13 protein-coding genes are annotated in these 11,448 nt (G+C 54.0%); 3 read left to right on the plus strand and 10 right to left on the minus strand.

Annotation, left to right across the window (positions count from 1 at the left end):
• Nucleotides 1–5: 5 nt before the first annotated feature.
• The 3 genes from F5984_RS11760 to F5984_RS11770 are packed head-to-tail and all read right to left on the minus strand — an operon-like array spanning nt 6 to nt 2,115.
• The gene (locus F5984_RS11760; RefSeq protein WP_246168930.1) at nt 6–839 is read right to left on the minus strand and encodes a sensor histidine kinase; all 834 of its coding nucleotides are present in this window, start codon (nt 837–839) and stop codon (nt 6–8) included.
• Nucleotides 811–1,464: a hypothetical protein gene (locus tag F5984_RS11765; protein WP_152124428.1), complete on the minus strand. Its 654-nt coding sequence runs from the start codon at nt 1,462–1,464 to the stop codon at nt 811–813. Before F5984_RS11765 ends, F5984_RS11760 begins: the two co-directional genes overlap by 29 nt.
• Before the next feature lie 15 nt (nt 1,465–1,479).
• Nucleotides 1,480–2,115, minus strand: a complete 636-nt coding sequence (locus F5984_RS11770) for a hypothetical protein (RefSeq protein ID WP_152124429.1) — start codon at nt 2,113–2,115, stop codon at nt 1,480–1,482.
• Nucleotides 2,116–2,245: 130 nt separating this feature from the next.
• Here F5984_RS11770 and F5984_RS11775 point away from each other — a divergent pair, with 130 nt between their 5' ends.
• Nucleotides 2,246–4,225: a CocE/NonD family hydrolase gene (locus tag F5984_RS11775; protein WP_152124430.1), complete on the plus strand. Its 1,980-nt coding sequence runs from the start codon at nt 2,246–2,248 to the stop codon at nt 4,223–4,225.
• Nucleotides 4,226–4,410: 185 nt separating this feature from the next.
• Here the strand turns inward: F5984_RS11775 and F5984_RS11780 are convergent, their stop codons facing one another.
• From F5984_RS11780 to F5984_RS11810, 7 genes are all read right to left on the minus strand, one after another.
• Complete coding sequence (locus F5984_RS11780) at nt 4,411–5,097, minus strand: hypothetical protein (protein ID WP_152124431.1); 687 nt, start codon at nt 5,095–5,097, stop codon at nt 4,411–4,413.
• A gap of 165 nt (nt 5,098–5,262) precedes the next feature.
• Nucleotides 5,263–5,856 (minus strand): gliding motility lipoprotein GldD, encoded by a 594-nt coding sequence (gldD, locus tag F5984_RS11785; RefSeq protein WP_152124432.1) that lies wholly within the window; start codon nt 5,854–5,856, stop codon nt 5,263–5,265.
• A gap of 85 nt (nt 5,857–5,941) precedes the next feature.
• Complete coding sequence (locus tag F5984_RS11790; RefSeq protein ID WP_019990088.1) at nt 5,942–6,232, minus strand: hypothetical protein; 291 nt, start codon at nt 6,230–6,232, stop codon at nt 5,942–5,944.
• Nucleotides 6,233–6,384: 152 nt separating this feature from the next.
• A complete protein-coding gene (locus F5984_RS11795; RefSeq protein ID WP_152124433.1) occupies nt 6,385–7,161 on the minus strand; it encodes a TIGR00266 family protein in 777 nt (258 codons plus the stop codon).
• 64 nt (nt 7,162–7,225) lie between these two features.
• Complete coding sequence (locus F5984_RS11800; RefSeq protein WP_152124434.1) at nt 7,226–7,513, minus strand: hypothetical protein; 288 nt, start codon at nt 7,511–7,513, stop codon at nt 7,226–7,228.
• A 150-nt stretch (nt 7,514–7,663) separates the two neighbouring features.
• Nucleotides 7,664–9,193, minus strand: coding sequence for a glutamate--tRNA ligase (gene gltX, locus F5984_RS11805; RefSeq protein ID WP_152124435.1), 1,530 nt, complete (start codon nt 9,191–9,193; stop codon nt 7,664–7,666).
• Between the two features lie 95 nt (nt 9,194–9,288).
• The gene (locus F5984_RS11810) at nt 9,289–9,654 is read right to left on the minus strand and encodes a Rid family detoxifying hydrolase (RefSeq protein ID WP_152124436.1); all 366 of its coding nucleotides are present in this window, start codon (nt 9,652–9,654) and stop codon (nt 9,289–9,291) included.
• Between the two features lie 143 nt (nt 9,655–9,797).
• On the opposite strand from F5984_RS11810, the gene F5984_RS11815 reads away from it, so the two are divergent.
• Together F5984_RS11815 and F5984_RS11820 are read left to right on the plus strand one after the other, a co-directional pair.
• Nucleotides 9,798–10,391 (plus strand): TIGR04282 family arsenosugar biosynthesis glycosyltransferase, encoded by a 594-nt coding sequence (locus tag F5984_RS11815; RefSeq protein ID WP_152124437.1) that lies wholly within the window; start codon nt 9,798–9,800, stop codon nt 10,389–10,391.
• Nucleotides 10,392–10,503: 112 nt separating this feature from the next.
• Nucleotides 10,504–11,448, plus strand: a complete 945-nt coding sequence (locus F5984_RS11820) for a phosphatase domain-containing protein (RefSeq protein WP_152124438.1) — start codon at nt 10,504–10,506, stop codon at nt 11,446–11,448.

An 11,448-nucleotide genomic window follows, 5' to 3' on the forward strand; every position in this document is an offset into this window, starting at 1 on the left:
TGTACTCAGGCCGCTAACGCAACCGCTCGGCCAACCGGAACGACAAACGCGATCCGGGTACCCCGGCCGGGTGCCGTATCAATCGTGCATTTTCCACCAATTAGCTCGGCCCGGCGTTGCATATTTCGCAGGCCCGCGCCCGAATTGACAATCGACTGATTCATGACTCCCTCGTAATCGAAGCCCTTACCGTCATCTTCGAGCTGGAGCAGCAATTGCCCATCGCGGGTTTGCAGACTTACGTGCAACGACCGTGCCTGCGCGTGTTTAAGGAGATTGTTGATAGCCTCCTGTACCATCCGAAACAGGATAATTTCGCGCTCAAACCCAAGTGGCTGCATGTCGGGTTGCACACGCAGGCTTGCGTTGAGCCGCCCTGTACCATTGAGCCGCTCCACCTCAAACGCCAGCGTTTCGATCAGGCCAAAGTCCCGGATAAAATCACCATCCAGGCTTTTGCTGAGTGCCCGCACCCCGCTGATGGTCTGATCGATAACGCCGTTGGTTTTTATCGTCAGCGGTCGTACCTGGGCGAGGTCTTCGGCATCTTCGAGCTGATTGAGATACAATTTCGTGACCGACAGAAGCTGCCCGATGTTGTCGTGCAGTTCGCGCCCAATGGCTTGCAGGGTTTGGTTCTGCATCTCGATCTGTGCTTTGAGGATTTCCTCTTCGTAAGCCGCCTTCAGGGCCGAGCGTTCGCGGAGGTTTTCGAGCTGACGACGCTGAAACACAAGCGCGAAACTGACGATAAACACCGCCAGCAGCAGGAACACAACGGTGCTCGTAACGGCCAAAACATACACACTATCACCCATACGGTAATTTTCGGGCAGCAACCAGGAAAGCTACAGAATACAGAACTGACCGAAAGATACCAAGAACCAGATTGACCTTGAACAGGCTAACCGCAAAATGGGCTGATTTTTTGTAGAACGCGTGATAAAATCCGGTGGCGATAATCGATCCGGCGTAAAAGAATAGCAGCGCCGTAGCAATCCAGAAAAGGGGCTCCTGTAGCAGATAGATAACCTCTTTACTTTGCAGCAGACTCCAAAAATACAGTAAACTCAAAATCAGCGACATAACCGCCACCATACTGAACACATCGGTAGCCGCTGAGCTGTTTTGCTGGTTCAGCAGGGCATTGTATAAACCAAAAGTGGCCAGCACGCCAACGGTTCCCATCAGCCAGTAGCGACTACCTCCGAACGCGGCCAGTTTTTCCCGAAACATACACACGTACAGGGCGTACTCCACCGGAAACGCCAGGCAATAATACACCCGCGTCAGGGTGGCCTGAGTCTCCAGTGTCGGGATAAACTCCAGCGCCAGCTCAATCAGACAGAGGTTGCCAATGTATAAAATAAGCCAGCGCACCCACGGATTTCGGATGCGCTGAAAGAAAAAGAGACCAATCAGAAAACTGAGTGCCTGTATGATGGATACAACGTAAAAAAACATCCGGTCGGGTCGGCATTAAAAAGATAACGATGGCTCATCTCCCTCACAGTTGGGTCGGCAGAGGAAATGGGCACTCTTCGCTTCTAAACTGTGATTAGTACCCAAATGCGTGTGATCCGGACACCAGGCCACCACGTTTAATCCTTTGAAAATGCGGAAGGTGGCTTTATCGTCGGCAAAATGGGCGGTATCTAACGTTAAAGACACGATATAGACCACCAGATACTCGTTGGCACCGCGCTGCTTAAACGGGTAGATACGGATGCCTTTATATCGGGTCGTATCGAAACCGGGCAGTTGGGCAACTTTCAGATTCGTGTGCGCTTCAATACCCTTTGTTTCCAGACGAACGCTGCCGGTGGTTTTGCTATCCGTTTCGCACTCGTTCCGGGGCCAGCCGGTAGCTGCCCCTTTGATTTTAGCCGAACGCTCGGCATACAGCCTCCTGGCCATTTCGAACGATATAGTTTCGGAAGAGGCCGCCGTGACCAGGGCCGAATCCGGTGAAGCCTGAGTGGCAGTGCCCCCTGTGGAGTCGGCCCCCGAGGAGTCTGCCGCCGTGTCGTCTGTAGTTTTGTCGTTTGTTTGGCCAGCACAGGCGCTTAGGCAAGCCAGTAGGGCTGCGTACAGGTAAAGTGGTTTAGGTGTCATGGAGTCGGTTACGTGTATGTGAGTGATTCGACAGCTAATGTCCGGTGCCGCCCCCTTCCAGACAACGGGGGATTTCCCGTATTTCGCGACCAAAAACTACGTATCATTGCACAAAACAAATCACTCATCAATGCGTCCTTTGCTTTACCTCTTTTGCCTGCTGTGGTCAGGGCTGTCGCTCGCCCAAAACCCAGCCCCTGTCGCCAGCACCTACGTGCGCGACAACTACCAGAAGTACGAGTACAAAATTCCGATGCGCGACGGCACCAAACTGCATACCGCGGTTTACGTACCCAAAGACGCATTGGCTACCAACCGTAGCGACGGACCGAAATACCCGTTTATGATGCAACGTACTTGCTACAGCGTGGCACCGTACGGCGTTGACAAGTACCCGCAACAACTGGGGCCGTCGGGCACGTTGATGCGCGACAAATACATTTTTGTGTATCAGGACGTGCGCGGCCGCTGGATGTCGGAAGGCACCTGGACCAACATGACGCCCAACGTTCCCGACGCACCGGCTCCCGTAGCAACCAAAGGCCGGAAAGCGGCCAAAACGCCCGCTGCCCCTTTCACACCCGACGAAAGCTCGGATACATACGACACCATCGAGTGGCTGCTCAAGAACATCCCGAACAACACGGGCCGCGTGGGTCAGTGGGGCATCTCGTACCCAGGCTTTTACACGGCAGCCTCACTCCCCGATGCACACCCGGCCCTCAAAGCAGCTTCGCCCCAGGCGCCAGTTTCCGACTTTTTCTTTGACGATTTTCACCATAACGGGGCCTTTATTCAGGCCTATCTGTTCACCTATCCGGTGTTTGGCGTACAGCACCCCACTCCCACCTCAGAGTCGTGGTACGACAAGCAGTACATTCTCGAGTTTGTGAAGGCTATGCAAACCGGCGGACGGGATGGCTACTCGTTTCAGCTCGGTATTGGGCCACTCAAAAACGTAACGAGCAAATATTACCCCGACAATTTCTATTGGAAAGAAACGGTTGAGCACCCCAACTACGACGAATTCTGGCAGAAACGAAGCATTTTGCCCCACCTCAAAGGCATCAAGCCGGCCGTGATGACTGTAGGCGGCTGGTTCGACGCTGAAGACCTCTACGGGCCGCTCAATGTGTACAAAACCATTGAAAAAAACAGCCCCGGCGCGTACAACACGCTCGTAATGGGGCCGTTTGGGCACGGCCGCTGGTCGCGCGAGACGGGCCGTACGCTCCACTCAAACATCTACTTTGGCGATAGCATTGCTACGTTCTACCAGCGCAACATTGAGGCCCGGTTCTTCAACCATTTTCTCAAAGGAGCGGGCGACGGCAAAACCGATTTGCCCGAAGCCTACCTGTTCGATACGGGCCGTAAGGAGTGGAAAACGTTTGACAAATGGCCCAGCCCGGCCGCTCAAACCCTCTCGTACAGTCTAATGCCGGGCGGAGCCCTCGCTACTAACCGGGTGATGGGTTCTACCAACCCAAGTGGTAACGACTTCACGGAGTTTGTATCGGACCCCAACAAGCCGGTGCCGTACACCGAAGACAACACCACGACCATGAGCTTTACGCCCTTCAACTACATGTCGGAAGATCAGCGTTTCGCCAGCCGCCGACCCGATGTACTCACGTTCCAGACCGACGTGCTGACCGAAGACCTGACTTTGGGGGGTGAAATCATGGCGAAGCTAAAGGTGAGCACCACTGGCACCGACGCCGACTGGGTGGTGAAACTGATTGATGTATACCCCGACAATGAGCCGAATCACCCGTACCTGCCTAACAAAAACATTATCCTCAGCGGCTACCAGCAAATGGTACGCTCGGAGGTGATGCGCGGGCGGTTCCGCAACTCGTTTGAAAAGCCGGAGCCGTTTAAACCGGGCGAAATTACCGACGTTAACTTCCGCCTGCAGGATGTGCTGCACACCTTCAAAAAAGGTCACCGCGTCATGATTCAGGTGCAGAGTACGTGGTTCCCGCTTATCGACCGCAACCCGCAAACGTTTGTCCCGAATATTTTCCTCGCCGATGAGAAAGACTTCCAGAAACAAACCCACCGGGTGTACAGCAACTCGACCATTGAGGTACAAGTCCTGAAATAACGTGAATTATGCATAATAGCTGACGCAAGGGCTTTACCGTGCGTATTGTCCATAATTCACGTTGAAATAACAACCATCCAAACGCCTTGAGGGGCTGGGAGCAGATGACATCTTGTTTCAGAAAGATGTCATCTGTCCCCAGCCCCTCAAGGCGTTTATCTACGTTCAACCGAACGCGGCCCGACCTACGCGGCCCGACTACTGCTGGGCCGACGGAGCGTGGTTGAGCGAATTGGTTGGCGGTTGTTCAGGTTTTCTTCCAGCACCTCCTCGGTAATGGCCCCAATGTGCAAAGCCCGTTTCATAACCGACTCAAACGGCAGGTTGAAATAATTGGATACTTCGCTGCGGAAACTATCGGGGAAGCGCGACAACCGAATGCCGAAAAACTTCCGCACCTCTTCTTCGGGCAGCAAAGCCGCCAAAGCCACACGCTCGGCTTCGGGCAGTAGCTCCTGCTTACTTGTATAGGCATGGTCGAGGCCGATAGCCGCCGTCAGGATATTCAAAAACAGATTCTTGTACATTCCCGACAGTTCGGCGGGCAGAATTACCCAACCCTGCTCCCGGAACTTAGCCGCAAAGCCAGTTAGCCCTTCTACGCCCCGCAGTTCGCCGGCAATCATCTCGTCGGGAAACCGCAAGCGGCTATCCTGCTTCTGAAGCCGGTACACCACCGCTTCGACCGGGCTTTTCTGGAAAAGCAGGTCGGCGGGAATCACCCGCTTGCTTTCCCATTGATCGGTCAGGCGCGTAAACACCGACTCGTTGTATATCAGTTTGTCGGCCGAGCCGAGGCTGACCAACATCCGCCGAAACGACGCCAGAAAATCAATTGAAAGCTGATTCGGATTGTTTTTAGTTCGTGCCATGAGCCATTTTGAACGGCCGAAAAAATCGGCTCATTAGTATAGTTGTCCTGTTGATAATGAACAGTAAATCTACCAAAATCACTCCATAAAAACAACCCCATTTCCGGGCAAAACAAGGTCTGTAAGCACGGGGTTACTGGGCTATAGCCTGGCGGTACCACTGACTTATTTCCGCCATTTAAGCGTTTTGAGCATGTGGAGAATATCCTGCCGAACATACTGAATCACAGGTGCTAATGAATCGTTGGCCGTAGCGGTATTGAAGTAAAGCGCCCCCCGCAAAAAATGCGTGGTGGTATCGGTGGTGATAAACTGTACCTGGGTAGGTACCTCCCCCTCCAGCTCGATCACGTTGGCCCACAACCCCGAGGGTAGTTTCTGAATTTGTTCCCGAATAGCTGTTGCTTTGATTTTGTGCTTACCGGCCAGTTTATACGAATCCTGCAACATGGATTTCAGCCGCTCGGGGCTGTTCAAAACGGGTTTGTAGGTGAGCTGCACACTCGCCTGAAAAGCCGGGTAGTAGATAAAAATCCAGTGCGGCTCGGCCCGCGCAAACGAGTCGGGCAGCACCCGGGCCATACGATTCACTTCGAACTGATACGGGTGGTTAGGCGGCAACGTCACATACCGGTGCGGAGGCAGGTCGATGCGGGGGTATCCTTTGGGCTTTGGAATGTAATCGACATCGCTCGAAGTGGACGATGAGCCGCAGGCTGTCAGCCCCAAAAGGGCCGCTAAAATCAAATGCTTGGACACGGTAGTGGGAATTTACAATGAACCTTTACAGAACGAAAAACCCGGCCGTTTCGTGCCGGGTTTTTCGTTTCGGGAAGGTTAGCCATCAGGTATTTACCTCTTCCAGAGCTTCCTCTTTCACGGGCTGCCCCATGAGCGTAGCAAACCGGTTGATATTAAACGTTGGCTCAAACCAGACCTCACCCAGCACCGGGTGCTTCACAGGCACCTCGGGGTTCTGAATTTCATTGAGCAGCACCCCCGTTTCGCCGTGGGTATGGCGCTTCACCATCCGGATGGTGTACAACTGATCCTGCTTGGGCGTTTGAACACCAAACTCCGCATAAAAAGCCAGCACCGGGGCCGGAAATTTATCGTTAATGCAAATGACTTCCATTCTCTAAACCTTAATGCTCCTGATTACAAACACCTGGCCTGTAGGAAGGCCCGTCTGTTGTCGGTATTTTCGTGTAGAACACGAAGTTAGCAGAATGCATTCGTCCGAAAATTGATGAAGTCATAAAAATCCGGCGAATCATGATTCGGGCACTAATCCAGCAACCCGCCGAGGTTACCCAGTACGGAGCCACTTTCTTTATGCGACTGACCACTGTACGGCGCCAGACGCTGCACCAGCTTCGAAATCGGCATCGACTGGATCCAGACCCGACCCGTGCCACTCAGCGTAGCCAGAAACAGCCCTTCACCCCCGAAAATCATGCTTTTCAGACCACCCGACCGCTGAATATCAAAATGTACCTGCGGCTCAAAAGCCACCACACAGCCCGTATCAACGCGTAGGGTTTCGTTGTTCAGCTGCCGCTCAATCACAACCCCGCCCGCGTGTACAAACGCCATGCCGTCGCCCTGCAACTTTTGCATAATGAAGCCCTCGCCCCCGAAGAAACCCGAGCCCAGCCGCTGATTGAAATGGATGCTCATGCGCGTACCCATTGCCGCGCACAGGAAACCATCTTTTTGTACAATGAGTGAATTACCGTAAATATTGGCCAGGTTAATGGGCATTACGGTACCGGGGTACGGTGCCGCAAACGCCAGCTTGCGCTTGATGCCCGCCCGGTTGGTAAAATGCGTCATAAACAACGACTCGCCCGTGATGAGCCGCGAGCCTGCCTGCAACAGCTTGCCCATGAGGCCCTGCGTAGGCTGCGAGCCGTCGCCCATTTTGGTTTCAAACTGAATGCCGTCTTCCATAAACAGCATAGAGCCTGCTTCGGCAATAACGGTTTCGTTTGGGTCCAGCTCGATTTCTACGATCTGAATGTCTTCGCCAATGATTTTGTAATCGATTTCGTGTGAGTACATGGTTGAACGTTTACTGTTAAGTGTTTAAGATACAATAGTCGACTGCTGCGCCGACCTACGGAAATCATTTTTCGTCGTCCTGCTCCTTGAAGAATGCCTCTTCATCAAAGTCATCCTCATCTTCTTCCTCTTCGGCTGCTTTGGGCTCCTCTTCACCCCGCAGCGCCTTCAGGTCGTCGCGGTGCCGGAGCTTCTTGTCGTCGACGGTCTTGTTCAGAAACTGGTTGATCTTGTCAATATCGTAGCTCGTCGTGATTTCGCCGAACGAGTTAATCTGAATATCGAATCCTTCGAGGTCTTTGTGGACCCGGGGTTTTTCGTTTTCGTCGAGGTTTGATTTCTTCTTTGCCATGTTGATCACCGTTTGTCTTTCTGGTGAATTAACACCCAGACCGGTTCAAAGTTTAGGGCCGGGGTAAGCGGGTGGCCCGTTCAAAAAAATGTCCGACGTTTCAAACCTACCCGATTTCGAAACGCCGGACAACTTCTGTTGTGTAAATGGTTAATTCAGGCGCTCCAGGGCCCGGTTCAGCCGGATAAGCGTCTCCTCCCGACCAATGATTTCCATGGTCAGCATCAGGTCGGGGCCAGCCCCCGTACCCGTCAGGGCCAGGCGCATGGCCTGCATCACTTTCCCCTGCTTGATGCCGGCCTGTTGCAGTGTCTCAGCCAGCAGATGCTTGATGGCGTCGGCCATAAACTCGCCTTCGTAGGTATTCAGGGCATCCCGAAATGCGGTAGCAGCCCCCTGAGCATCGGCATTCCATTTAGCCGCCCGCACGGCTTCGTCGTAGCTATCGGGCGAATAGAAAATGGTGCGGGCTTCGGGGAAAATCTCGTGCGCAAAGTTGACGCGCTCTTTCAGCAGAGCCGTGATTTTGGTTGCCTTTTCGAGCGTACACGGGAAACCAGCCCCTTCGGCCGCTTGCTGCACCACCGGAGCCAAACTGGCGTCGGTCTGCTGCCGGATGTACTGATGGTTGAACCATTTGGCTTTCTCCACGTCGAAGCGGGCACCGCCTTTGTGGATGTTCTCAATCGAAAACGCTTCGATCAGTTCGTCCATCGTGAACAGTTCCTGCTCAGTGCCGGGGTTCCAGCCCAGAAACGCCAGGAAGTTGACCAGTGCCTGTGGCAAGTAGCCATCTTCGCGGAAGCCCCGCGCTACCGTACCCGTGAAGGGGTCGGTCCACTCGAGTGGGAACACCGGAAAACCACCCAAATCAGCATCGCGCTTGCTTAGCTTACCGTTGCCTTCAGGCTTGAGCAGAAGAGGCAAGTGCGCAAACTGCGGCATGGTGCTTTCCCAACCGAGGTAGCGGTACAGCAGCACGTGCAACGGAGCCGAGGGCAGCCACTCTTCGCCCCGAATGACGTGGGTGATGCCCATCAGGTGATCGTCGACCACGTTGGCGAGGTGGTACGTCGGCAGACCGTCGGACTTGAGCAGAACTTTGTCATCAATGGCCGACGAATGCACGTTGACCCAGCCCCGAATCAGGTCGTTGAGCCGGACTTCTTCTTTGCGGGGCGTTTTGAGCCGAATCACGTAGGGGTCGCCCGCGTCGATACGTGCCTTCACGTCAGCGGCAGGCAGCGTGAGCGAGTTTTTCATCTGCAACCGCGTGATGGCGTTGTACTGAGCCGCGGGGGCGTTGGCTTCTTCGAGCCGCTGCCGCATGGCGTCAAGTTCCTCGGGGGTATCAAAAGCGTAGTAGGCTTTTCCCTCGTCGACAAGTCGGAAAGCCTCTTTCTGGTAAATTTCTTTCCGCTCCGACTGCCGGTAGGGCGCATCAGGGCCACCTACACTTTGCCCCTCGTCGATCTGGATACCCACCCACTTGAGGGCTTCGATAATGTAATCTTCGGCGCCCGGCACAAACCGATTCTGGTCGGTGTCTTCAATGCGCAGAAGCATTTTGCCGCCCATTTTGCGGGCAAACAGGTAATTGTATAAAGCGGTGCGCACCCCGCCAATGTGTAGTGGACCGGTGGGGCTGGGCGCGAAACGAACGCGAACGGGATTGGACATAGAAAATGATTGAGTGAATGAGTGAATGAGTGATTGAGCGAAGGCTAACTCAGCCCTTTTCGCTCAATCACTCATTCACTCATTCACTCAATTTGTTAAATCGCTATAACTGAAATTTCGACATTCACATCTTTGGGCAGCCGCGCTACCTCTACGGTTTCGCGGGCGGGGTACTCGCCCGTGAAAAAGGAGCCGTACACCTCGTTGATGAGGCCAAAGTTGTTCAGGTCTTTGACAAAAATGGTGGCTTTCACCACGTGGCTGTAGTCTTTACCGGCTGTTTTCAGGATCGCGCCGATATTTTCCATTACCTTGCGCGTTTCGGCCTGAATATCGCCCGCCGGAGCCAGATCGGCAGCAATCTGACCCGATACAAACAAAAAGCCACCTGCCTGTACAGCCTGGCTATACGGACCAATCGGGGCCGGGGCCTGATCGGTGTAAACAATTTCTTTTGACATAGTCTTATAGTCGATAGTCGGCAGTTTAGCGTCAGATTTATTGCTTCATCGGCGGTTGGTTGCCGACCTTTGTCGTCGCAACCGGGCCCGGCAAGTAAGTATTTGACCTGACTGGCCCGCAAAGTTACGACGTAAACCACCTTATGCAGGATTTCTCCCTGATCATCTTCGTGAAAAATCCGGTTCCGGGAACCGTGAAAACCCGAATTGCCCGTACCGTAGGCAACGAGCGTGCTACGGCTGTGTACCGCCATTTGCTTGCCCATACCCAACAGATTAGCCGAATGCTGCCCTGGAAACGACTGGTTTACTACGGCGACTTTATTAACTCGGCCGACGGTTGGATGGGGTACCACAAACGGCTACAAACCGGTCAGGATCTGGGCGAGCGTATGCACAATGCCTTCGCCGAACAGTTTGCCGCCGGGGCCAAACGGGCCGTAATTATTGGTAGCGATTGCCTCACTATTCAGCCTGATCACCTGAAACAGGCTTTTCGCGCACTCGACACCACCGACGTAGTCATCGGCCCGGCTACCGATGGTGGGTATTACCTGTTGGGCATGAATCGGTTGCACCCGTTTTTGTTCCAGAACAAACCCTGGAGCGAGCCCCAATTGCTCGAACAAACCCTCGCCGAAATCACCCAAAACGGCCTGACTCACACGCTTCTGGAACCCCTCACCGACATCGACGAGTGGGAAGACTACCTCAACCAGTCGAACGTTGGCATTTAATGGATGTAAAGTTTTCAGTTTTCAGTCTACTGTTTTCAGTTTACGGTTTATGCTTGCGTCAGCTCACTGAAAACTGGAGACCGTAAACTGAAAACTCCTAAATTTCACCTCCATGCAACACCTCCTTATTCTGATCGGTATCAGCGGCAGTGGGAAATCGACGTTTGCCCGGCAGTTTGTGCAGGATAAACCCAACTACCTGCGCCTGAACCGCGACGAGCTGCGCCGAAGCGTACTGCCGGTTTCGCTGGGGGAATACTGGAAGTGGGACGAAAAGCGTAAAAATCGCATTGAACGGCTGGTGTCGGACCTCGAACAAACCGCCCTCCACTCGGCGCTCGATGGAGGCTGGAATGTGGTTATGGACAACACGCACCTGCGCGCCCGGTATATTCATGAGTTGCTGAAACGGGTGGAAAGCCGCGAAATTGAAGTCACGTTCCGGCTGCTGGAGGTACCGCTCGATGAAGCCATTCGGCGCGATGCCAACCGACCCGACTCCGTGGGCGAAACCGCTATTCGGGAGCAGTCTGAGCGCCTGAAACAGTTTCGGAAGCAGTTCGACGTGGGGCAACGGCTCATCTTCCCCAAAGCAAACCCGGTGCCGGTACCCACCGTTCAGAGCAGCAATCTGCCTAAGTGTATTCTGGTTGATATTGACGGAACAGTCGCCAAAATTCATGACCGCTCGCCCTTCGACTGGCTCAAAGTGGGCCGCGACAAGCCCAACCCGCCCGTGCTGAACGTGGTGCGGGCCATGCACGAGGCCGGGTACGCCATCATTTTTATGTCGGGCCGCGACAGCCTCGCCCGTCCCGAAACAATCAACTGGCTTTGGCGACACATGGGCTGGCGCGAAGGCACCGATTATCAGCTGTTTATGCGCAAACAGAACGATATGCGCAAAGACGCCATCGTAAAACGCGAACTGTTCGACGCCCACATCCGGGGTCGCTATTTCGTTGAAGTAATCCTCGACGACCGCGATCAGGTGGTAGCCCTCTGGCGTCGCGATTTGGGTCTCCCCTGCTTTCAGGTCGACTACGGCAACTTTTAA

Source organism: Rudanella paleaurantiibacter (assembly GCF_009184635.1).
Classification (GTDB): domain Bacteria; phylum Bacteroidota; class Bacteroidia; order Cytophagales; family Spirosomataceae; genus Rudanella; species Rudanella paleaurantiibacter.